At 45.3% G+C, this 22,710-nt stretch carries 24 protein-coding genes; 8 read left to right on the top strand and 16 right to left on the bottom strand.

Annotation, left to right across the window (positions count from 1 at the left end):
* Nucleotides 1-17 precede the first annotated feature (17 nt).
* From BN1002_RS08755 to BN1002_RS08730, 6 genes are all read right to left on the bottom strand, one after another.
* Complete coding sequence (locus BN1002_RS08755) at nucleotides 18-3,155, bottom strand: SbcC/MukB-like Walker B domain-containing protein (RefSeq protein WP_048824621.1); 3,138 nt, start codon at nucleotides 3,153-3,155, stop codon at nucleotides 18-20.
* The gene (locus BN1002_RS08750) at nucleotides 3,152-4,300 is read right to left on the bottom strand and encodes an exonuclease SbcCD subunit D (RefSeq protein WP_048824620.1); all 1,149 of its coding nucleotides are present in this window, start codon (nucleotides 4,298-4,300) and stop codon (nucleotides 3,152-3,154) included. Before BN1002_RS08750 ends, BN1002_RS08755 begins: the two co-directional genes overlap by 4 nt.
* A 232-nt stretch (nucleotides 4,301-4,532) precedes the next feature.
* A complete protein-coding gene (cspD, locus tag BN1002_RS08745) occupies nucleotides 4,533-4,733 on the bottom strand; it encodes a cold-shock protein CspD (RefSeq protein WP_048824619.1) in 201 nt (66 codons plus the stop codon).
* A gap of 179 nt (nucleotides 4,734-4,912) precedes the next feature.
* Entirely contained in the window at nucleotides 4,913-5,056 is a 144-nt protein-coding gene (locus BN1002_RS08740) for a YvrJ family protein (RefSeq protein ID WP_048824618.1), read from the bottom strand.
* A 112-nt stretch (nucleotides 5,057-5,168) separates the two neighbouring features.
* Entirely contained in the window at nucleotides 5,169-5,387 is a 219-nt protein-coding gene (locus tag BN1002_RS08735) for a DUF2922 domain-containing protein (RefSeq protein WP_048824617.1), read from the bottom strand.
* A gap of 38 nt (nucleotides 5,388-5,425) precedes the next feature.
* A complete protein-coding gene (locus BN1002_RS08730; RefSeq protein WP_048824615.1) occupies nucleotides 5,426-5,644 on the bottom strand; it encodes a DUF1659 domain-containing protein in 219 nt (72 codons plus the stop codon).
* Between the two features lie 464 nt (nucleotides 5,645-6,108).
* Here BN1002_RS08730 and BN1002_RS08725 point away from each other — a divergent pair, with 464 nt between their 5' ends.
* The gene (locus BN1002_RS08725; RefSeq protein ID WP_048824613.1) at nucleotides 6,109-6,375 is read left to right on the top strand and encodes a phage holin family protein; all 267 of its coding nucleotides are present in this window, start codon (nucleotides 6,109-6,111) and stop codon (nucleotides 6,373-6,375) included.
* 26 nt (nucleotides 6,376-6,401) lie between these two features.
* On the opposite strand, the gene BN1002_RS24045 is transcribed toward BN1002_RS08725, so the two are convergent.
* The 6 genes from BN1002_RS24045 to BN1002_RS08700 all read right to left on the bottom strand — a co-directional run bounded on the left by BN1002_RS24045 (nucleotide 6,402) and on the right by BN1002_RS08700 (nucleotide 11,549).
* Nucleotides 6,402-6,566 (bottom strand): hypothetical protein, encoded by a 165-nt coding sequence (locus BN1002_RS24045; protein ID WP_197072773.1) that lies wholly within the window; start codon nucleotides 6,564-6,566, stop codon nucleotides 6,402-6,404.
* A 79-nt stretch (nucleotides 6,567-6,645) separates the two neighbouring features.
* Nucleotides 6,646-7,206 carry a 4Fe-4S dicluster domain-containing protein gene (locus tag BN1002_RS08720; RefSeq protein WP_048824612.1) on the bottom strand — a complete coding sequence of 187 codons (561 nt, stop codon included), beginning with the start codon at nucleotides 7,204-7,206 and terminating at the stop codon, nucleotides 6,646-6,648.
* Complete coding sequence (locus BN1002_RS08715) at nucleotides 7,203-7,463, bottom strand: chaperone NapD (protein ID WP_048824611.1); 261 nt, start codon at nucleotides 7,461-7,463, stop codon at nucleotides 7,203-7,205. The genes BN1002_RS08720 and BN1002_RS08715 overlap by 4 nt, the downstream gene beginning before the upstream one ends.
* 45 nt (nucleotides 7,464-7,508) lie before the next feature.
* A complete protein-coding gene (locus tag BN1002_RS08710) occupies nucleotides 7,509-7,910 on the bottom strand; it encodes a nitrate reductase cytochrome c-type subunit (RefSeq protein WP_048824610.1) in 402 nt (133 codons plus the stop codon).
* 11 nt (nucleotides 7,911-7,921) lie between these two features.
* The gene (gene napA / locus BN1002_RS08705; protein WP_048824609.1) at nucleotides 7,922-10,459 is read right to left on the bottom strand and encodes a nitrate reductase catalytic subunit NapA; all 2,538 of its coding nucleotides are present in this window, start codon (nucleotides 10,457-10,459) and stop codon (nucleotides 7,922-7,924) included.
* 229 nt (nucleotides 10,460-10,688) lie between these two features.
* Nucleotides 10,689-11,549, bottom strand: a complete 861-nt coding sequence (locus tag BN1002_RS08700; RefSeq protein WP_048824608.1) for an STAS domain-containing protein — start codon at nucleotides 11,547-11,549, stop codon at nucleotides 10,689-10,691.
* A gap of 304 nt (nucleotides 11,550-11,853) precedes the next feature.
* On the opposite strand from BN1002_RS08700, the gene qoxA reads away from it, so the two are divergent.
* The 5 genes from qoxA (at nucleotide 11,854) to BN1002_RS08670 (ending at nucleotide 16,576) form a co-directional block, all read left to right on the top strand.
* Nucleotides 11,854-12,855, top strand: coding sequence for a cytochrome aa3 quinol oxidase subunit II (qoxA, locus tag BN1002_RS08695; protein WP_048824606.1), 1,002 nt, complete (start codon nucleotides 11,854-11,856; stop codon nucleotides 12,853-12,855).
* Complete coding sequence (qoxB, locus tag BN1002_RS08690; protein WP_048824605.1) at nucleotides 12,845-14,821, top strand: cytochrome aa3 quinol oxidase subunit I; 1,977 nt, start codon at nucleotides 12,845-12,847, stop codon at nucleotides 14,819-14,821. The genes qoxA and qoxB overlap by 11 nt, the downstream gene beginning before the upstream one ends.
* Nucleotides 14,811-15,416: a cytochrome aa3 quinol oxidase subunit III gene (qoxC, locus tag BN1002_RS08685; protein WP_048824603.1), complete on the top strand. Its 606-nt coding sequence runs from the start codon at nucleotides 14,811-14,813 to the stop codon at nucleotides 15,414-15,416. Before qoxB ends, qoxC begins: the two co-directional genes overlap by 11 nt.
* A complete protein-coding gene (gene qoxD, locus BN1002_RS08680) occupies nucleotides 15,416-15,715 on the top strand; it encodes a cytochrome aa3 quinol oxidase subunit IV (RefSeq protein ID WP_048824602.1) in 300 nt (99 codons plus the stop codon). Before qoxC ends, qoxD begins: the two co-directional genes overlap by 1 nt.
* A 504-nt stretch (nucleotides 15,716-16,219) precedes the next feature.
* Nucleotides 16,220-16,576: a hypothetical protein gene (locus BN1002_RS08670; protein WP_048824600.1), complete on the top strand. Its 357-nt coding sequence runs from the start codon at nucleotides 16,220-16,222 to the stop codon at nucleotides 16,574-16,576.
* 314 nt (nucleotides 16,577-16,890) lie between these two features.
* Here BN1002_RS08670 and BN1002_RS08665 read toward each other — a convergent pair whose 3' ends face one another.
* From BN1002_RS08665 to BN1002_RS08655, 3 genes are read right to left on the bottom strand one after another with little or no spacing between them, the layout of a single operon-like run.
* Nucleotides 16,891-17,457 (bottom strand): DMSO/selenate family reductase complex B subunit, encoded by a 567-nt coding sequence (locus BN1002_RS08665; protein WP_048824598.1) that lies wholly within the window; start codon nucleotides 17,455-17,457, stop codon nucleotides 16,891-16,893.
* Nucleotides 17,458-17,472: 15 nt separating this feature from the next.
* A complete protein-coding gene (locus tag BN1002_RS08660) occupies nucleotides 17,473-19,848 on the bottom strand; it encodes a DMSO/selenate family reductase complex A subunit (RefSeq protein ID WP_048824597.1) in 2,376 nt (791 codons plus the stop codon).
* Complete coding sequence (locus tag BN1002_RS08655; protein WP_048824596.1) at nucleotides 19,841-20,536, bottom strand: TorD/DmsD family molecular chaperone; 696 nt, start codon at nucleotides 20,534-20,536, stop codon at nucleotides 19,841-19,843. The genes BN1002_RS08660 and BN1002_RS08655 overlap by 8 nt, the downstream gene beginning before the upstream one ends.
* 321 nt (nucleotides 20,537-20,857) lie before the next feature.
* Between BN1002_RS08655 and BN1002_RS08650 the strand changes: the two genes are divergently transcribed.
* Together BN1002_RS08650 and BN1002_RS08645 are read left to right on the top strand one after the other, a co-directional pair.
* Nucleotides 20,858-21,172, top strand: a complete 315-nt coding sequence (locus tag BN1002_RS08650; protein WP_048824595.1) for a hypothetical protein — start codon at nucleotides 20,858-20,860, stop codon at nucleotides 21,170-21,172.
* A gap of 99 nt (nucleotides 21,173-21,271) precedes the next feature.
* Nucleotides 21,272-21,835: a tyrosine-type recombinase/integrase gene (locus tag BN1002_RS08645; protein WP_048824594.1), complete on the top strand. Its 564-nt coding sequence runs from the start codon at nucleotides 21,272-21,274 to the stop codon at nucleotides 21,833-21,835.
* 83 nt (nucleotides 21,836-21,918) lie between these two features.
* Here BN1002_RS08645 and BN1002_RS08640 read toward each other — a convergent pair whose 3' ends face one another.
* Nucleotides 21,919-22,608 carry a universal stress protein gene (locus BN1002_RS08640; RefSeq protein WP_048824593.1) on the bottom strand — a complete coding sequence of 230 codons (690 nt, stop codon included), beginning with the start codon at nucleotides 22,606-22,608 and terminating at the stop codon, nucleotides 21,919-21,921.
* Nucleotides 22,609-22,710 lie beyond the last annotated feature (102 nt).

The following is a 22,710-nucleotide window of genomic DNA, read 5'->3' as shown; positions in this document are numbered from 1 at the left end:
AAAGATTACTTCGAATCTTATACGCCTACAACAAATTCTGCCTTGCTACCTGCCTGTGTTGACGTGACTTCGAGCCTTGCATCAATCCGTTCCTTCAGTTCCGGAACATGGGAGATGATGCCGACGAGCCGGCCGCTTGACTGAATATCAATGAGGGCATCGATCGCCTGCTCGAGCGATTCTGGATCAAGCGTCCCAAAACCTTCATCGATAAACATCGTTTCAAGGGAAACTCCGCCAGCGTTCGCCTGGACGACATCCGCGAGGCCTAGCGCGAGCGACAGCGCCGCTTTGAAGCTTTCTCCGCCTGATAGCGTTTTTACATGGCGTTCCTGTGCAGTGTACTGATCGAAAACAAGCAGTTCCAGGCCACTTTGAACATTGCCTTTCGAGCGGTCTGTTTTTCTGCGGAGCTGAAAACGTCCAGAGGTCATTTTAGAAAGCCTTCTGTTCGCTTCCCGCAAAATATCGTCAAGGAATGCGGCCAGGACATACCGTTCAAAAGTAAGCCTGTATGTATTCTGGCCCCTGGCGATATCCGACAGATGGCCGACGACCTGATATCGCTGTTCCAGGCTCTTCATTTCCTTGTTCAGTGCCTCTGCCTGTTTTTTAACTTCGTCGTTCTTGATCTTCATATAATATAGATCATTGGCCAGCTTTTGCAGCTCATCAATTTCTGTGCCAATTGCACCTAGGGCTAAAGTTAAGGTATCCATATCAGGGCGGGCTTTTCCCTCGAGCTTGCCGGATAACTCAGCCAACCGCTCGGCACATACCCGCACTTCTTCATTGAACGCCCTGACTTCGGCTTCAAGTTTATCAATCTCCCGTTCCGGCAATCTTGCCATCTCGTACGCTGAATAAGTCTCAAATCCCTGGCTATGCATTTGGCTCCGGAAGCTCTCACGCTCCTCGGCAAGCTCACGCTGCTTTCTTGTCAGATGCTCGCTGGCATCCTTCAGGCGGGCCGATTCGGCCATTACCTTTTCAGCGGCTTCCTGACAAGACTTCTGGGCGGCTTCGTACTGCCTGATGAGCTGATCTTTTTTCTCTTTCGCTTCACTGACCGCCTTATCGTATACCGGAATGGTGCGCAGGCCTTCCGGAACAACGGCAGCCATCCGGGCCAGCTGTGTTTTATGTTCTGCTGCTTTCACAGCCAATTCTTCAGCAGACCCCCGGCACTCCTCCAGTTCCTTTTGCGACGAAAGCTTGCTTGATTCCAGGTCAGCCAAATGCTTTTCAACTTCTCCCGCTTGGCCTAGTTTCCTTTCAATGCCTGCTTTCTCAGTGAGGATCAATTCCCGTTCAGATTGAAGCCCGGCAGTAAAGCCCTTCAATCCGCCGTCCTTGAAAGAAGGATGAGCTTCTTCCAGCTCTTCCTGGGTAGCCTGGACTTCTTCCCTGCACCTTTCCAGATTAGCTTTGCTTTCCAAATAGGTCGTTTCCGCTTTCGCTTTATCCTGCTCAGCTAGGGAAGCCTGCTGTTTAGCCAGCTTTAATTCGTTTTCATCAGGGACCTCGCCGCCCTGATGATCAGCAGGCGCTGGATGATGTTCGGCGCCGCAGACAGGGCAAGGGTCTCCTTCAGTTAATTTACCAGCAAGGATAGAAGCTTGTCCCTTCAACCATTTTTCTTCAAGGGATGCAACCTCATCTCTACTTTTTCCGAGTGCTTCATCCGCTTTCTTGAACAGCGTTTCTTTTTCTCCAAATTGTCTGGCTGCTTTCTCTGAGCGGCCAATCAATGTTTCAAGCTTCGCCAGCCTGCCAAGCGTGTAATCTGTTTTTTCAAGTCTACGTTCATTTTCGACTCTTTCAATTTTGGCACGGTCAATTTCACCTTTTTGCAAAATCAAAGCCTTTTCCGTTTCCTGAGCTGTTTTCAGCTTTGCTTCAAGCGCAGCAATCTGATCCTTTTTCTGCTTGGCCTGCAGTTCAGCCTGCTGAAGCTCTTTCTGGACGGTCGCAAACGAATAAACATCGTCCTTCATGTTCAGCAGCTTGTTGACCAGCGCAAGCGCATCTTCCCGCTGCTGCTCACGGTTTACTTCAGTTTCAAGCACCTTCTCCCGCGCCACTTTCAGTTCCGTTAGACGGACAAGATTTTCGTTGAGCCTGTCAGAAGTGTCCTTTGCCATATCCACTTCTTTTTTAAGCCGATGACAAAGTTCTTCCTGGGACGCGAGCAGGGCCGCTTTTCTCGCAAGCTGAATCTGCTTTTCTTTTCCCAGGTAGACTTCCTTCTGTCCTGCCAGCTGTTTATTTCTTTCTTCTGTCTCTTCTTTGTCCTTTATTTGCTTCAGCAATGCTTCGGCTGCGAAAACATCTTGCTTCAACTTGTCCTGTTCGCGACGTTTCTCGGCAATTTTGCCTGTTAAAAGATCAATTTCTTCGGCCATTGCCTTAATTTCATCCGCCAGCAGCGGCAGCAACAAAGTATCATTCGTACTGCCTGCCTCTATGTACGAGCGCAGTTCCTCCATGAAAACAGGCTGGATTCTTTTCAGTGCATCGTTTCTGCGGTCAATCCGGTCCTCGACCTTTTTTTTGAGATCCTGGGCCTCCGTCCTCAGCTTCTCCTCGACAAGCTTATAAAGCTGGGTATGAAAAAGGCGCTGCAGGATGACTTCTTTTTCCTTGCTGTCCGATGTCAGCAGCTTTCGAAATTCACCCTGCGGAATCATAAGGATCTGCCTGAATTGATTGCTGTCGATCAGCATGATTTCTTTAATCTTTTCATCAACTTCAGTAATTTTCGAAGCGATCAGTTTCGATTCGCCACGCTCGTCTACCCTATAGAGCAGCGCAGTTGCCGGTAAAGTCCTTGTCCCATCCCCACGTTCCTTTTTCCGTTCTTGCTGAGGAGTGCGGACAATCGAATATTTTTTTCCCCTTAGCGAAAATTCAAGCGAAACTTCTGTCAGGACATCAGGATCTGCAAATTGGCTTCGCAAATCAGTACCAGTCCTGTCTTCTCCGCTTGCCTTTCCATAAATGGCATAGCTGATCGCATCGAAAATGGTTGTCTTCCCAGCACCGGTCTTCCCGGATATCACGAACATCGTTCTATTGCCCAGTTGAGAAAAATTGATTGTTTCCTTTCCGGCATATGGGCCGAACGCTTGCATCGCCAATTTAATCGGCCTCATACCGGAACCTCCTCCTTGACTGCTGTATCAATGACACTCGCCATGACGGATTTTTTCTCCTCGGAAAACTCAAGAGTTGTCATCTCCTGGTAAAACTGCTCGAACAGCTCCAGTTCCGACTTCCTTTCCCTTCTTTCGCCGATGGAAAAGGACTGCTTCTGTTTCTGGTCAATCATGTCGATCTTCTTTTCGAGGTGGAGCACATTCGGATAAACCTGACGGAGTTTACCCATCGGATCAAGGGCTGCGCCCTCATCAAGAAGAGTAATTTTAAGAAAATCATCGCATTTCTGTTTTTCAAAGAATGCAGGATCAAGCAATTCATCGAGATAGCCTTCGAGAATCCTCATGTCTTTGGTTGGCGCGAGCGATTGGGACCGATGTGTATACGTCCCGTTGCCTTCTATTTCAATGATTGAGACTGCCTTAGTATGTTTCGCTTCTGAAAATGAGTATTTTAATAGCGAACCAGAGTATTTAATCGTATTGTGGCGGATCGCTTCCGGGCTGTGGAGGTGCCCAAGTGCCGTATAGGAAAAAGGCGCGAACAGTTCCGCACCCACACAACCTGATGCGCCGACTGATAGAAGCCGTTCTGATTCGCATGTTTCCCCGCCGGTCACGAATGCATGTCCGACAAATACATTCGGTTCATTCGGATTCAATTCTTCCTCGATTTTGCCAATGACTGCCTTCATCGCATCATGATGGGTATGTATGGAGCCGTCCTGCAAAATTTCCCTCGCCACTCCTGGTTCCGCATATGGAATCAAGTAAAAATTCACACCGTTTATATGTACAGGTTGAAAACTTTCTGTCAGTTTACCTGATAAGTAGAATTGGCTGTGCCTGTACCAGGAGCTGCCGAAAGAAAGCCGGTCTGCGCTGTCATGGTTGCCGGCAATGGAAATAATCGGTGTTTTCAATTCCACATTGATTTTGAATAGGATATCGTCAAGTAAATTGACCGCATCGATAGGCGGTACGGAACGGTCGTATAAATCCCCAGCAATTACGACCGCGTCCGGTTTCTCTTCCTCGACGATCCGGGCGAACTGCTCTAGGACTTCCCTTTGATAAGGCGTCATATAGACACCATGGACAAGCTTCCCTAGATGCCAGTCGGCTGTATGTATAAATTTCACTTTTTCCCCACCACTTTCTGCATGTTTCGTTGTTTTCATTATAAAGCAATCGGACGAAAAGCGGACAAAACCAATTTAAGGAAACTTTTTTCAAATCACTAAATTTCAACCAAATTATACCATAGGATGGAGACTTTTCGAAGAGTCCCCCCAATGGTGACTAGCTGAAAACACTTCATGACAAAAAATAAAACAGCCAGGCGGATTGCCTGGCTGCGGAACAAGTCGGATATTAAAGTTTTGTGACGTTGGCTGCCTGTGGGCCGCGCGCGCCTTCGACGATTTCAAAAGAAACCTCCTGGCCTTCTTCAAGTGATTTGAAGCCCTCGGACTGAATAGCGGAGAAATGGACAAATACGTCGTTTCCGTCCTCTGATTCGATGAAGCCAAAACCTTTTTCTGCATTAAACCATTTTACTTTACCGTTTTTCATGTGAAAAAAATCCTCCTATTGGCGTCAAAGCCTGTGTAAAATTAGCCATTAAATTGAATGAAGCTACTGTGGCCTATTGTCTCGCCTGAAGCAATAACTCTAGGCACCAGCCTCCTTAACGGCTTTAAACATTGTACCATATCCGGCTGTAACTGTAAAGATTTAGGCGATTAATCCATCTAAATCCTATCATTCAGTTTCATAGGTAAGTCCTGGATCGATTGGACAACCATGTCTAGACGGGTTTCAATCCGATAAAGCAAATACAGCGTCACAGCAATCGGAAAACCTACTTCACTTATAATCGGCAAAATCTGATCCATGCTCGTACCTCCTTTCCACGGTTTTCTTTTTTTCAGTACGAAATCGCCAAGCATTAAAAACATAAAGAAATAGAAAAGCCGGCTTCAGTTTGAAACCGGCTTCCTTCTCCTATTAAACGATTTCAACATCCGTTACATTGCGTTCAATCACCTTGGCGCCTTCCACTCCGGTGTAATTTCCATTTACGGAATAAAACACGTTTGAAGCAATGATTTGCTCCATCGCCAGTTTGACTGCTGCCTCACTGATCGGCTCAACAGGGTTATCGATCGCAAGTCTTGAAATCTTTCCGGTTTCCGTCATAAAACTCAGTTCAAGCGTTTTAGCCATTCAATTCACCCCCTCCCTTTAGTGGATTTCACTTTCGATTAACCTAGTATTTCTGAACGGTCGTTCCTTTCCACCCTGCTCAGCGGATCCTTGCTCAACGCCGCGATTGCAGCGGCAGCCTGGTGCATTTGATCCGGTGTTGCTTCCTTCTTCAGATTGTTGAATGTTTTAGACTTGAAGATCGGTTCTCCTTTCTCGTTTACGCCTGTTTCAAAAACGAGGCGCAGTTTTGATTCTGCAAGCAATGCCTGTGCCATTGTCCCTCACCTCCTTTCACCCTTTATATATAAATGAATGCTTGAAAGGGACATGGCACAAAAAAATTAGGATGCTTTTTTTTCAACCTGGCCACAAACTAATTTCGCTATATAGGTTGAAATAATGATTTATTATCCAATGGGAAAGGGGTGGTTGATTTCCACTCCGGGCATTTCGCTTTCCGCGGGGCATCAGTGGAGCCTCCTCGGCGTGACCGCCTGTGGGGTCTCCACTTGCTACACTATCCCGCAGGACAACCAGCTTCTGCGAATGGGCTTTGCACGAAGGAAACGCGGTAGCGTTTTCGAGGAGTCTACATGCCTGAGCTCCAATCTACCAGTTCTTCAAATTAAATGGAGCATTAATAAAGTTCAACCTATATAGCTTATTTTAAAAACACTTATCATTTGTACAAACCTTCTCTTTTTTTCTTCCATATATTATTTTAAAGGAGGTGGAGAAGATGGTTGATTTTCTGCAGTTTCTGAATGAAAATTACTTTTTCCTCGTGCCGGTCCTATGGATTATTGGTTATGCTTTAAAACAAACACCAAGCATCCCGGATTGGTCAATTATTTGGATCTTATTTGCTATATCACTTTTTCTGGCATGCTTTGCATTCGGATTAAACATACAGGCGATTACAAATGGCATTATCGCGACAGGAGTTGCGGTCTTCGGCCAACAGGCTGTCAAACAGACACTCGAGGCAAAAAACAAAAGGAAATAGAAAAAGCGATGCGGACCGCATCGCTTTTACTTTCCTTTCTGCTTGTGAGTTTCTTCTGCCGGAACATCTCCGAAAAATGGCTCTTTTGAAAATTCCGCGTCTCCCTTACCCTTGCCGATGAGCTGTGACGTCCTGATTGTTTTTGCTGATAGATTATTATTTGGAGCAGCCTGTTCATTCCACTTACCCATTATGCCACCACTTTTCGCATTTTTCCTTATTATGCCGGAATGATAGGAAACCATGCATAGCCAAAATGGAGGCATTATCTCAGCTGATTAATTCCACTAAAATGGATTGACTGTCCGCAATGCAGTTTTGTACGCATTGCCCACAGCCGTCACAGCCATCATACTGTATAACCGGTATCCCGTTATCAACAGCAATGGCTACTCCTTTTCGCGGGCACCCCTGCACACAGTAATCACAGATGACTCCCTTATGCGCCAGGCAATTGGACTCAATGATCCGCGCTTTGCCGATTGCCCTATCCGCAACCAAAGATGAGTGTCTCAAAGCACTGTCCTGACAGACGTCAATGCATTTACCACAGAACGTGCACGGGGAGATATTCGGATCGAGATAAGGGGTATTCACAAGTTTGGCTCCGCTCGAAACGGTAAACAAGGAAATAGACTGCTCAGGGCATACATCCCTGCATATCCCGCACCTCGTGCAGGAAGCCAGGAAGGCCAATTCATCCCCGGTGCCGGGAGGCCTAAAAAATGGCCTCCCCTCTTCCATGCCGGGCAAAAGCACATTACCAAGAAATCCAGCCGCCGCTTCAAAATTCCACGCAAGAAACTTGCGTCTGCTTATTTGGCTGGTCATTTTGCATCATTCTCTTTATAAAAAGGTTCTTCTTCAAAATTACTGAACACAAGGCAGGTGCCTAAAACCCCGTCTATATTTTTAAAAGAATCGGAAATACGGTAGCTTTCATCAACGGTTTCTGTCTCTAAGGTAAGAACAATCTTCTTATTTTCCTCAACATGGTGCACTTCTACACCCTTCAGTTTGCTGATTGCAATCGCGGCGGACATCGCCTTGCCTTCAATAGTATCAATATACAGCCCCGAAATGACCATTTGGCCAGGCCTCCTTTCCGCTTTTTCCTATTTAGCCATCCTCTGTTAACTACCGCTATTGAAAGCCGATTTTTTATCATTTTGAGTAACATGGCATTGGATGCAATTGTCCCTGAATATTTTGCCCTTTTGGTCTTCATCGTAAAAATGGCTTTTCGAAGGCGTAGGCGCGCCAGTTCCTGTTTTTCCGTGGCAAGCCAGGCAGCTTTCCTGCCTCATTTCAGGATTCCACCTATCAATATGGTCTGCCGGCTGGGTCGGAGGCGGACTGATTAACTGCATTGTGGCGGCATCCGGCCTTCCTTTTTCACCGAGCTGAACAAGCGCTGTTCCCTGGCTTGCCGTTGCAACCGGGGTTTGCCTCGTTTCTGCAAGCTTTGTGACACCGATCGCTGACAAGAGGACGACAAAAAATAAACCAAGATAAGCCAATTCATGTAATTTCATCGTACTTCCTCCTATGCCTTTTCAACCTTAACGGCGCATTTTTTAAAATCAGGCTGTTTAGAGATCGGGCAGTAACAATCAAGAGTGACGAGATTTATTAGCGTTTCTTCAGCAAAAAACGGAACGTAGATCAGCCCTTTAGGAGGATGTCCCCTGCCGTTCAGGACGGCCTTCACTTCGACTTCTCCCCTTCGGGAAATGACCTTCACCTTATCTTCTTCAGCGATGCCAAGCGCAGATGCATCATCAGGGTGGATTTCACAAAATGCCTCCGGTACAGCCCTGTGCAACTCAGGGACACGCCTTGTCATACTGCCGCTATGCCAATGTTCAAGGACCCTTCCTGTACAAAGCCATAATGGATACTCCTCATCCGGTATTTCAGCGGCATCCTCAAAAGGCCGGAAAATGACCGACGGACGGTGGTCAGCGGATTTATAAAAGTCAATTTGATCGACTGTCCCTTTTTTGCCAAAATCCTCGATACCTACCTGGTCGAATCCTTCTTCCTGATTTCCGTCCGCATATCTCCAATTGGTTTCAACCCATTGCCCATTCATATTCCGGACCGGCCAGCACAAGCTCTTTTTCACGTATTCCTCATAAGGGGCCATTTGCTTCGCTTTCACTTTCAGCTTTTTGCCAAGCTCCTGGACCTCCTGATTGGTATGCTCATGTGGATTTGTAAACTGGCGGTACTCTTCCCAAAGGATTTTATTAACCTCGCGTTGGTCTTCGAGCATATCATTTTTCGCTTCATCCCAAATCATGCCGAACAGGACATCGAAGGCTGGCTTGCCGCCAATCTTCCTTCCATCCAGCACTCTCTTCGCTACCTGGACGATTGCCCAAAGATCCCATTTCGCCTCTCCCGGAGCGTCTATGCATTTTTCAAAAATGCTCGTTCTCCGTTCAGCATTGCCGAATTGCCCTTCCCGTTCGACCCACATGGCCGCAGGCAGAACGACATCGGCGAGCTCTGTCGACCTTGTCGGATACACCTCGGAAACGACGATGAAACCGTCGATGACTCCTTTACCATCCGCGTCCTTGCCCCGGAACCTGTTCAGTTTAGGCATTGTCTGGCCCCAGTTATTGGACATGCTCCAAAGGAATTTCACATTTCCTTTGCCCAACTCCCTGAACATCTTTACAGTATGGTAACCAGGTTTTTCGATTGGGTTGAGATACCCTTTTGGCAGATTCCAGATCATTTCAGCGTATTGTCTGTGTTCCGGATTCTTTACGACCAAATCGGATGGCAGCCGGTGCGAGAAAACACCTACTTCCCTGGCAGTCCCGCACGCGCTTGGCTGTCCGGTCAGTGAGAATGGGCCGCTTCCCGGCTTGGAAATTTTTCCTGTTAACAGATGGAGATTATAAATAAGATTATTCATCCACGTTCCCCTTGTGTGCTGGTTGACTCCCATCGTCCAAAGGGAAACGATTTTTTTGTCCGGGTCGGCAAATTCCATGGCGAGTGCTTCTATATCCGCGGCTGGAACGCCGGAAATTTTCGAAGCATGCTCAAAAGTATATGGTTTCAGCATGTTCTTATATTCTTCAAAAGAGATGTTCCAGTCCTTATCGGCCGATGCGCCTGGCTCTGTGACATCATAATCGTCTTTAAAGGAATGGCCGAGGTTTTCTGTCCCAGCTTTGAATTGGACATGTGCCTCAACGAATTTCTTATCATATTTTTCATTTTGGACAAGGTAGTTCGCAATCGCGTTGGCAATGGCGAGGTCTGTCTGCGGCCGGAAAACTAGCGTCTTTTCCGCTGTTTCCGAAGTCCTCGACTTCCTTGTCGTCAAATCATAATGCTTTGTACCAGGAGCGCTAAGCTTCCTGGCCGTCAGTTTTGAGTAAAGGACAGGGTGCATTTCCGCCATATTCGCTCCCCACGTCACGAACACATCTGTTTCATCAAGATCCCTGTAGGAGCCCATCGGTTCATCGGACTGGAAGGTGGACATGAAACCTGTGACCGCGCTCGCCATGCAAAGCCTTGCGTTCGGATCGATGTTGTTGTTCAACAATCCCGCCTTCCACAGCTTTACGCTCGCATATCCCTCCATGATGCTTTGCTGGCCGGACCCCCAAAAGGCGATCGATTTCTGATCGGCATTATATGCTTCGAGCAGCTTCTTAGCAATCAGGTCGAGAGCTTCCTCCCAAGATGCTTCCCTAAAACCGTCCATTGTCCCTTTTTTCGATTTGTCTTCCCGGATGAGCGGTTTCGTTAAGCGATCCTTTCCAAACAAAATCTTTCCTATATAATAACCCTTTACGCAATTAAGCCCTTTGTTCGATCCATTGTCCGGGTCACCCTTAGTCGCAATTACTTTTCCGTCTTTCACCCCAACAAGAATGCCGCAGCCTGTTCCGCAAAAACGGCAGACGGTCCTTTTCCATTCATCGGGTTCAATTGAAGCTGCCTGCACATTGTTTAAGGAAGCCGGTTTCCCTTCTTTTTGTTTACAGCCCGCTGCAGCCATCGCAAGTGAGATAGCTGAGGCCTTCAACAAAGTCCTTCTCTTCAACTCCATGCCTGTTCCCCCTATCCTTCTGGATACTTGCCTATTTTCATCGTAAGATGGGAGGGGAGGCTAATCAAATTACATATTATGGAGTTCACAAAACGTTCTTAAATATTTGACAATTTATCTATTTTTAACAAAAAGACTTTTAACAACTTGTTTGTAGTGATAAATCAAACAAGCTTCCTGAAGTTCATCAGGAAGCTTAAGTATTAATATAGTAATATAGGGTTAAGTATTAGCCTAATTGCTTATTCGTATTTCTTTCCAATTCTTCGAATGCCTGCTGCAGATTTGTTTTAATGTTTACGTTTGTAAAATCGATTCCCATTTTAATGACAGTCTGGGCAATTTCCGGCCTAATTCCAGTGAGGATGGAATTTACGCCAAGCAGCTCCAATGAAGAAATAACTTTAAAGAGCTGGTCCGCAACCATCGTGTCGACAATCATGACTCCGGAAAGGTCAATGATCAGCGTATTGAGTTTTAACCTGACAGCTTCGTCAAGGGCTTCTTCCATAATCAGTTGGGCCCGCTCAGTGTCAACGTTGCCAATAAGCGGCAGGATGGCGATTCCATTGGTCAGAGGGACGACTGGTACCGATAATTCAAGAAAAGCAGTCTTGGATGCTTCCATTGCCTTCTTATAATAATGGACATACGTCAGGCTGAAACAATAAACAGCGTGGTCCAATAATGGGTCTATTATTCTAGAAACCTCGAAAACAGTTTTTACCGACATATCTTCACGAATAATCTCCTCTTCCAGCACATCGGTAATAAAACCCCTATAAAAGCTTGTATCCCTTAATGCTTCTTCGAGTGGGATCCCTAAGCTATATGTATACTCCCCAGTTTCTTTCGCCCATTTTTCAATTTTATCGTAAGCTTCCTCTTTGCTGACCCCATGAAGCAATGCTTCCCCAAACATGCCGACAAAATTAGCACGAATGTTGACCACATTTTGTTCATTTAATGAGGAAAGTAGCTTTTTTTGTTCATCGCTTGCTTCTGAAACTCTAATATTATGTACTTTTTTGGCAACTTCATATTTTTGCTCGAGCAATTTTTCTCCCAGCCTGTTCAACTCTCTGCCCATTCCAAGCCTCCAGTTTCATTTTCTCATTATGTTACCTTGCTTCTTATAGATTCTCAAATCATTCGCATTTTTCAGCAAAAATCACTTGGAAACCGACAACAAACTTAACAGAATTTGTATTCACATTTTGTTCAAATTTACCCTGTCTCCGTTCATTTAATTCTATGTTAAAATAGCTTTGAAGCATTTAAGTGTGATATTTGTCACTCTCAAAAAACCTCTAAGAGTCTATAAATTTATTCTTTTGCGGTTTTGTTTGTGATTTTGTGAACAATACTGTCTTTTTATGGAAGGAGCAAGGAAAATGTCCAAAAAGAAGGGGCTGCCAGTTTTTATTCTCTTTATCTTATCCAGCTTGATGCTAAGCGGCTGTGAAAACAACCTTGTAGTATTTAATCCACAAGGGCCTGTAGCCAGGGAAATCCTCGGGTTAATCAATTACTCGATTGTCCTGATGCTGCTTGTAACGGGCGTTGTATTCGGATTGTTCATTTATATTGTCTGGAAGTACCGGGAAAAGAAAGACAATATGGATTACGAACCGCCTGAAGAACATGGCAGTACATTGCTTGAAACTATCTGGACCGTCATTCCGATCATCATTATTATCGCCTTGACGATTCCTACAGTTAAAACAATTTATGCAACAGAGAAAATTCCTAAAGGGTACGAAGATAAGGAACCACTTGTTATCCATGTCACTTCCGCGGACTGGAAATGGATATTCAGTTATCCGGAACAAGGGATTGAGACTATTAATTATGTCAACATCCCTGAGGACAGGCCGATCGATTTTAAGCTGACTTCTGCTGGTACAATGAACAGCTTCTGGATTCCGGCGCTCGGCGGGCAAAAGTATACAATGGCGCACGCTGAAACACAGCTTTATCTTGTAGCCGACCATCCAGGCTCTTATGTGGGCAAAAACACCAACTTCAACGGCCGGGGTTACGCCGAGCAAGAGTTTGAAGTCCAGTCCATGACAAAAAAGGATTTCGACAAATGGGTGCGTGAAGTAAAAGAAACTGCACCTAAGATGACCGAAAAACAGTATGAGAAAAAATTGGAACCATCCCATCTCGGAAGAGAAACTTACTCCAATACACATCTTGAGTGGGTCGACCATTCCGATCATAATTCGAAAAACTACCTGAACCCTGAAATGTATGACCGGGGCCACGGCTGGCCTGGCAAAATTTTCGAGGACGAGAATAATTACAAAAACAAAAATGCATCTGACACGCCATCTGAGCATGACATGATGGATATGGATGAGACAACCGGAGGTGAACATCATGGGCATTGAATGGGATAAATTTTTCGTCACGGGCGATCCATTAATTTTCGCTTCACAGATCGCCATCCTATTAACTGGTCTGGGCATCGTTGCTGCCATTACTTATTTTAAGAAGTGGAAATGGCTTTGGGACAATTGGTTGACAACAGTGGACCATAAAAAAATCGGGATCATGTACATCCTTGTCGGTGTACTGATGTTCTTCCGCGGCGGAGTCGACGGTTTGATGATGAAAGCCCAGACTGCCGTTCCGGAAAATGGATTTCTAAATGCACAGCACTATAATGAGGTTTTTACGACTCATGGCGTCATCATGATTTTGTTTGTTGCGATGCCTCTTCTTATCGGACTAATGAACTTCGCCGTTCCGCTTCAGATTGGCGCGCGTGACGTTGCGTTCCCGCAATTGAATGCTTTGAGCTTCTGGCTGACATTCAGCGGTGCGATGCTGTTTAACCTGAGCTTTGTCATTGGCGGTTCCCCTGATGCGGGCTGGACCTCCTACTTCCCTCTTGCCGGCAAGGAATTCAGCCCGGGAATCGGGAATAACTTTTACGCTGTTGCCCTGCAAATCGCAGGTGCCGGTACATTGATGACAGGGATCAACTTTATTGTTACAGTCCTGAAAATGAGGACAAAAGGCATGACGTTGATGAAGATGCCGATGTTCTCATGGACTTCGTTCATCACTTCCATCATTATCACGGCAAGCTTTCCGATTTTCACTGTCGCACTTGCTTTGATGACGTTTGACCGGGTTTTCGGTACCCATTTCTTCACGATTTCCGGCGGCGGGATCGACATGCTTTGGGCGAACCTGTTCTGGCTTTGGGGCCACCCGGAAGTTTATATTGTAGTCCTCCCTGCTTTCGGGATGCTGTCTGATATTATTTCGACTTTTGCAAGAAAGACACTGTACGGTTATAAATCAATGGTCTTTTCAATCGTAGCGATTTCAATACTAAGCATGCTCGTCTGGGTCCACCACTTCTTTACAATGGGGAACAGCGCAGCTGCAAACTCTGTCTTTTCGATTACGACGATGGCTATTGCCATTCCGACCGGTGTTAAAATATTCAACTGGCTGTTTACGATGCGGAAAGGACGAATCAGATTCACGACCCCGATGATGTGGTCGCTCGCCTTCGTTCCTACATTCGTCATCGGAGGCGTCACTGGCGTCATGCTCGCCATGGCGGCAGCGGACTACCAATATCACAATACGTTGTTCCTGGTAGCCCACTTCCACTATGTCCTGATTCCTGGCGTTGTGTACCCAATCTTCGCTGGCATGTATTACTGGTGGCCGAAAATGTTCGGCTTTATGCTCAATGAAAAAATTGGCAAATGGCATTTCTGGTTGTTCAATATTGGTTTCAACCTAACGTTCATGCCAATGTTCTTCCTTGGTCTTGACGGCGCTGCCCGCCGTGCATACACTTACTCGGCGGAAACCGGCTTCGGGCCGCTCATGCTGCTGTCAGCCATCGGCGCGTTCATCCTTGCTGCCGGATTTGCGGCGCTTTGCTATAACATTTACTACAGCGCGCGCCATGCGGACAGAAACATTGGTAACGACCCTTGGGATGCCAGGACACTTGAATGGGCAACTGCCACTCCTGTCCAGCATTACAATTTTGCCAGCCTGCCAGAGGTTAAATCTTTGGATGCATTCTGGCATATGAAACGTAACAATGAATTCAAACCTCTTAATGAGGATGAAATTGAAGAAATCCACATGCCAAGCAATTCATGGATTCCGATTTATATGGGACTTGTGTTCGGCATCGCCGGCTTCCTGCTCGTCTTTGAATGGACGATCGCTGCGGGAGTCGTTGCCCTTGGTATTTTTGCTGGACTCGCCTTCCGTTCCTTCGATTATGACGAAGGCTTCCATGTCCACAAAGATGAAATTGCAGAAACAGAAAGCAAGTGGAGAAAAATCAGCAAAGGAGTGAAGAGCCATGTCAGCTAATGTTCATGCGGGAACGCCCCTTGAATACCAAACCGAGCAAAACAAAATGAATATCCTCGGCTTCTGGATTTTCCTTGGTGCTGAAATTGTCCTCTTCGCCACCCTTTTCAGTGTTTATGGGGTTTTGGGCCACCGCCATGCCGGCGGCCCCACCCAGCAGGATATTTTCGTCATTAGGGATGTTCTCATTCAAACCTTCCTATTGTTAACAAGCAGTTTTACAATGGGTCTGGCTATTTTTGAAATGCGCAGAAGCAATATGAAAGGCATGATCCTTTGGTTCGTGCTGACACTCCTTCTAGGCGCAGGATTCCTATTCATGGAAATCAGGGAGTTTACCCACTATGTCCATGAAGGTGCGACATGGCAGACGAGCGCGTTCCTTTCGAGCTTCTTCGTCCTGCTTGGAACGCACGGACTTCACGTCACGATCGGCATTGGCTGGGCGATTCTCTTGATCACGCAGCTATTGAAACGCGGCTTGACTCCGGTAACGGCCCGAAAGGCATTTATCTTCGGACTGTACTGGCACTTCCTTGACGTTGTCTGGATTTTCATTTTCACATTCGTATATATAGCAGGGTTGGTGTCGTAATGGAACAACATACAAATCGTTTCCCTATCAGCCATGTCATCGGTTTCCTATTATCACTTGTCCTAACCTTCGGTGCTGCCTGGATCGCATTGATGACTTCCCTTCCGGCGAACGTCATCATGTGGATCATCGGCGGTTTGGCAATCCTCCAAGCAGCCATCCAGTTGCTGCTGTTCATGCACATGCGTGAAGGTGAAGACAAAATAGTTAATAGTGTCAATATGATTTATGCAGCTTTCCTTGTGTTTGTCATCGTCGCGGGCTCAATCTGGGTCCTGACTTCCGGACACTCACATTAATGATATTTTTGCAAAATAAAGCAGGCTTCCCTCGAAGGAAGCCTGTTTTTTCATACATAAACCCGACAACATTATCTTCTTCCGCCCTTGATTAATCGTAATTGGAAAACGCTTCCTTCTTTTCTAAAGAGACTAAATAACCCGAAGTTAAAAAGGGCCAAAAAGAAGGATAAAACCATTTGCTGATATGCGTGCTGATATAGAAGGACTGCGAAACTGACCGTGCAATAAACTCCTAGTGCAAAATAAAAAAACTTCAGGATTTTACCCATCCCCCAACCTCCGTTTACCTTATATTTACTATATTAACAGAATTAACAGTAAAATGTCACAAAACGTTCACAATGTACAAAATATTTTTTGTTCTAGCTTGACCAATAAATTCGACTGAAAGTCACGTTTCTGACATAATGTGCGCTTTTTTGAAAGATTTTCCTAAAAAGAAGAAGGGATTTGCCAAAAATCGTAGAAAAAGAACAAGGTATTAAAAAAGGAGGTTAAAGAATGAAGAAAAAGTTGTTTGCGGTTTTATTCAGCGGTGCGTTGGCAATGGGAGTTTTTGCTGTACCAGGTAATGCGGTTCAGGCGGCGGAAGAGCCATGCGATTGCCATGATTGGGTACCTATTTCTGGCGCGGATCGGAATGTTAAAGTAGCGGGACTTTTAAGCAGCCAGGTGTTTAAAGATGTAAAAGCGAATCTTTGGTCTAAAGGATATAACTGGAATGGGGCTCATTCCATTGAGGTCATCAATCCTTTTGAAGGGCTTGTTATGATCGGTATTCCTTTTGTGAATGCATCCGGTGAAGTTGAATACCATGTGTTTATAAATGGTGCCTATGTGGGGGTTCCCGGACAATAATAATCAACAATAACTGAGGAATGGCGGAGAGCCGTTCCTTTTTATATTTATTGGGCACTGTGATCCTTGATTGTTGATTTCCACTCCGGGGACATGCTTTCCGCGGGGCGGCACGTGGAGCCTCCTCGGCGTCCTAGACGCCTGTGGGGTCTCCACGTGCCGCTTCATCCCGCCGGAGTCAGTCCCCTCCGTTCCAATCAACTTCATTGAAAATCAAAAATCAACTTTTACTGAGCCATTTATTAATAACTAATTACATAATAATGGACAGAAAAACGCCCTTCAATGGCAGTTGAAGGGCGTCTTTATTTTTTCTATTTATGCGGAGTAATGACAAGGTTCGGTTTCGTGATTTCGGGATCAGGCAGACCGGTCACCTGGGCTAGGTTTCCGTATTTTTTCCTAAGTTCCTCTATCGGGCCATATTCGATATTCCCGTAAGGGCAGGCTGCGACACAGGCAGGATCCTCCCCTTTTTCCCTTAAATCCGCGCAAAGGTCGCATTTAGATATTTTACCTGTTTTTTCATTAAACTGCGGAGCGCCGTATGGACATTCCAACACACAGACCTGTAATCCCTGGCAAATTTCAAGATCGGCAAAAACGGTTCCGTCCTTCTGATTTTTTTGCATCGCGCCTGTCGGGCATTTTGAAACGCATTTCGCATCATCGCAATGATTGCAGCCAATCGAGATCCAGGCAGCTTTTACGGTGTGGGTAAGTCCGTTTCCAGATTTCAAGAAACTACCGCTTCTGGATTCCCGGACCCTCCGGAATACCCGGTTATCATCCAGGTCATTTTTATCCTTGCAGGCCATAAAGCAGGCGTTGCAGCCAGCACAACGGCTTTGGTTAACGTAAAATCCTAATTGTAATGCCACGATGTTCCCCCTCCTTTAGGCCTTTGTTACTTCTACGAGCATAGTTTGGTGGGCATTTCCATTGGCTAGCGGTGTCCTTCGCTGTGAGGTTAAGACATTTGGGCAGCCTCCGTGATCAATGCCTTTTTCATCTGGTTTGTACCAGGCTCCGGCCTGCATGGCAACTACCCCTGGAATGATTCTTGGTGTCACTTCCACAGGAATCACCATTGTTCCTCTATCATTAAATACCCTGAAGGAATCACCCTGTTTCAACTTGCGTACTTCTGCATCGATTGGATTGATCCATAACTTTTGTTTGGCGACCTGCTGTTGCCACGGGTGGTTGAAGAAGCTGGAATTCATCCGGTTTTTCCCTTTCCACGTAATGCATTGAAGCGGGAACTTCTCTTTCAACGGGTCTTCCGCTCCCTCCCATTCCGGTACGTAGGATGGAATCGCGGGTATTTCAGGGTTCTTCATTTCATATAGCAAATTGGAGAACAGTTCGATTTTGCCAGAAGGTGTTTCAAATTTATTGTTTTCTGGATCGTCAATTTGTTCTTTGAAAGCAATTCTTGGTCCGTCATACCGCCAGTAATGGATTCGCTTTTTCTTCAGTTCTTCAAAGGTAGGCGTATCAGGCTCCACCTTTCTCGTTTCATCCAGGATGTATTTTATCCAGCCGACCTCATCCCTGCCTTCTGTAAATTCCACTCCTACCCCAAGCCCTTTTGCAACCTCCGAAAGCCATTCGTAATCGGATCGCGCTTCATAGAAGTTTTCGACAACCTTTTCAGATAAGATAAAATAGTCGCCCGATGCCCAGGAGCCGCCAAGATTCCAACGCTCAAAGAAGGTCGTTTCCGGCAATAGGATGTCCGCATATTTTGCACTCGGAGTCAGGAAGTGGTCACTGACAACAATGAATTCAACGAGGTTTTCATCCTCAAGAATCTTAATTGTTTTATTGATATCAGGCTGCTGGTTGACCAGGTAGTTTCCTGCAAGATTATAAATTAGCTTCACATTCGTTGTAAGTTTATCCACTCCCTTCAGCCCTTCAGCAGGCGTAATGCTGGCTGCATCGGTAATCGCTTCTGTCCAGGACATGATGGAAATCGAACCTTTAAAAGGATTTTCGGGTTCCGGAACGTCGACCGGGAATTTGCGCTGGATGCCGCCGTACCCGGATGCCCAGCCTCCCGCCTTCCCGACATTGCCTGTAATGACTGCGAGCATTGTCCCGCCCCGCGCGATTCGTTCGCCGCTTGCATGGCGCTGTGGGCCCCAGCCCTGGATGAGGGCGGCAGGTTTTGCATTTGCATACTCTCTTGCTAGCCCGCGGATTTTTTCGGCAGGTACTTTCGTAATCTTTTCGGCCCATTCAGGCGTTTTTTCCAGTCCGTCTTTTTTGCCGAACAAATAGGACGTTAGCGATTCGTTGGCCGGAACTCCTTCAGGCATATGCTCCTCGTCGAAGCCAACGACATATTTTTGCAAAAATTCTTTATCATGAAGATTCTCCTTCACAATGACATAAGCCATCGCATCCATGAGGGCGTTATCGGTCCCTGGCAAAAGCGGGATCCATTCATCTGCAAAAGCAGCCGCCGTATCGGAGTACCGCGGGTCAACAGAAATGAATTTAACTCCTTTTTTCTTAAGCTTGAGGTAATAATGATTCGTATTCCCGAAAATGGTTTCTGACGGATTATGCCCCCAAAGTATAACTAAATTTGTATGTTCAAGTGAATCCAGCGAACTGCCGGTTTGGTGCGTTCCATACGTGTAAGGCGTCGCTGCCGCGGTGTTGCCCATTGAAACGGAATGATAATAGCTCAGATGACCTCCATTGAGGGAGAACAGTCTCCTTGCAAGCGCCGCACCGCCCATCGATCCTCCCGTTACGGCAGTTCCCTGGTGCACGTATCTAGATTCAGGGCCATATTTATCTGTAATTCTCTTTGTTTCACTCGTAATAATGTCTATTGCCTCTTCCCATGAAATCCGCTCAAATTTTCCTTCACCGCGTTTGCCAGTCCGCTTCATTGGATATTTCAGCCTGTCGGGATGATATTGATACTTCCTATAGCTCCTGCCCCTGACACACGCTTTCATAAATGGATTCTGCTCATCCAACTCGCCGGAAGCCCTGGCGCTGACCCTTACAATGACGCCGTCTTTTACATGGGCCTTCACCATACATTTCCCACCACAGTCAAATGTACTGCAGGTTGGAATAATCTTCTCGGGAATGGGGGAAGATTTTACTTTCGCTACACTAGTATTCTTTTTTAAATACTTTGCCGAAACTACCCCGCTCGCTACGACAGGGACAGATAAAGCGCCTGTCCATTTCAGAAAAGAACGTCGGGACAACTTGTTGCCCTGTGAATTTTTCTCAGTCATTTTTCACTGCCTCCTTCATCATACCCAATGCAATTATTTCGAGATTGATATATTCCTCCAAAAGTAAGGCTATGCCCTGATACCACTCTGTTTTGCAATGCTCCAGCAGTTTCTCGCAAAATTTGGGTGCCCATTTCAGAAAGTGTTCTTCCAAGAAATTAATTTGGCCTATCAATAGTTCCTTATTCCGAGCTGGTTCATTTTTTTCAATAGACTCTGTAATTAAGTATCCGAGAAACTCCATCTCTATTAGAATATGGTCTTCTGCCTCCCGATTTTCATGAATGAAAGATAAACCAAAGTCTTTATAACACTCCCTCACCTTTAATGTCGTTTCTTCAAATAAGAGAGCTTCTTTCCCAAGATAGACGGATTCCCACGGAGGAGCCGGAAGGACGTTGGGGCCAACAAATAAATAAGTAAATTCGTCTTTAAGTTCACCAGCTTTTTCTGCAGTGAGACTACCCGGCTGCTCTATCCACGAAGATAGCAGCACACCGCCCTCGCAACAGGAAAGTAAGGGTAAAAAGGAGGAATCGGTGCCAATTCTTTTTATTTCATTGAGCTCTGGCGGATGATCCAGTAAATATCTCAAAATTGTATTCAGATAGAGCCTCTTTTGAAGGAAAGCTTCTGTCTCCATATCAAACGACTGTTCGTCTGCATCAATTGGTACCGTATTGGCCACAGTGTTAGCTCCTTTACACTACATTTGTGTTGTAAATATTATCCATTACCCCGCGCTTACATCATAACTTCATTAATTTATTTGCTCACTACTTCACATATAATTGTCGATATTCAGCCACATCTTTGTTGCCTAATTATGTATGTTGATAATGAATTTCAATGGAAAGTTCCCATTTAAAACCTGCTGTTTTTCTATAATCAAATGATCCTATACGTTACATAAACATATGATAATATAATATTAAGTAACATTATTTTATCTCAAGCTGCTTCATCCCCCAGTTTCATTACTTCTTAAAATACAATGAGGAGTGATTTTATGAGTATCGAAATCAGCATCGTCTTATTGGTGTATTTATTAGTCGTCGTGCTTGGCTACATGACTTCTATATTTGTCTCTGCCAGTAGCCAAACCGGTTTGATCATTATTAATAAGTCTTATAGATACGCCTTTCTAGCGCTTCTTATACTAATTGCCTTCGTAGCAATCTTGGTTGCCCTTCCCTTTATACCAGTCGATAAGAGCTATACAGCACGTTTAATCTTGGCCAGTAAATTTATCTCCATCGTTACTCTTCTTGTTAGCTTGTATGTTCTAAAAAAGAAATATTTCCAAGCGGCGAAATCTAAATAATTCCGTTTGTAAAGTTTCTGTAAATTTTAGTGTTAACAGTTTAGTGATGTAACATAAATTGTGTTAAAATCCTATTATGTAACATTAGGAGGAATTGAAGTGGAGTTCGTTGACCCTATTAAAGATATTGAACAGATTAACGCGATAAAGGAAGAATTAAGAGGCCATTCCCAGCGGGATGTATTACTTTTTGTGTTCGGGATCAATACCGGCATCAGGGTCAGCGATTTACTTTCCCTTAGAGTGAAAGATGTTTGGGACGAAGATTCCATGAATGAATTCTTAATCATTCATGAAAACGATGAGGAAGAAGCGAAGGCTTTCTATTTGAATAACAGCATCCGAAATGAATTGGAGCCGTATCTTAAAGAGCATAAACTAGCCGGTTGTTCCTATCTGTTCAAGTCAAAAAAGAACGAACTTCCCATTACTCGGCAGCAGGCTTACCGAATTATCAATGCCGCCGCGAAAAAAGTAGGAGTTTCCGGAAAAATAGGCACGCACACACTCAGGAAAACCTTCGGCTATCATGCCTATCGAAAAGGGATTGCCATTTCTCTTTTGATGGCGGTTTTTAATCATCATAGCCCTAAAGAAACCCTGAAATATATCGGAATTCAACCAGGACAGGAAGCCCCTATCCGGGTGGATGTTAACCTATAGGAATAAATCGAAGCTTTAATAGACCATCCTGTTCATAACGAAAAATAAAAAACCTCCGCTTCACCCGTGCGGAGGCAATACTTTTAATCATCATTTTGTTCCTGGATATCCAAATCCATATCAACATTTTCAAGAGACACGACCACATCGTCAACCACCTGAACATGCTGCACTTGCTGTTCTTTCATAAACTTGAAAACACCCGTGTTGAAATCTGTTCCCTGTTCCTTGAAAAAGATCCCTTCGAACAATACATCCTTTGTATGCTTAAAGGCTACCCTGAAGTTTTCGCCGTCTTGTACAAGATACGCGCGGATTCCTTTTTCAAAAAAGCCCTCTGCTTCCTTTAAATAACGGGGAACGGAGACAATATGCAAATCCACAAACGGGATTTCCTTCAATAAAGAATTGATAATGGATCCTTTAGCGATCTGCTCCCATCTGCTTTGCGCTGTCTGGCCCAGTATGATTTGCGTTACTTGCTTTTCCCTGGCCACTTCGGCAATCACCTTAGTCACAGGCCTTTTCTCATTATCCATTAAGATAAATGAGTCAGCGCCATGGGCATCTGCGATTTTTTTCCACTTGTCGATGTAATGGGATTTTTCCGCATCCATTTCGCTAAAAGGCTTTGCATCAACAGTCAGGATGTAAAGCGGACAATCCAGCATACCCGCAATCTTGCAGCCCCGCTGGATCAGACGTTCACCATTCGGGCCGTAATAGACACAAACAAGAATGCTTTCGTCCATACGCCCCTTAATTTTTTTCATTCCAATGTCACCTCTGCATAGATGTGAAATTTTAACAAAATTTAATAATGAGTGCTGTGTATGACTATATCTTAAGCTACCATGCTAGTCAATCCCATCTTT

It is taken from the genome of Bacillus sp. B-jedd, from assembly GCF_000821085.1.
GTDB lineage: Bacteria > Bacillota > Bacilli > Bacillales > Cytobacillaceae > Bacillus_D.
The sequence above is the reverse complement of the archived record's forward strand: the minus strand, read 5'-3'. Positions and strand labels throughout refer to the sequence as shown.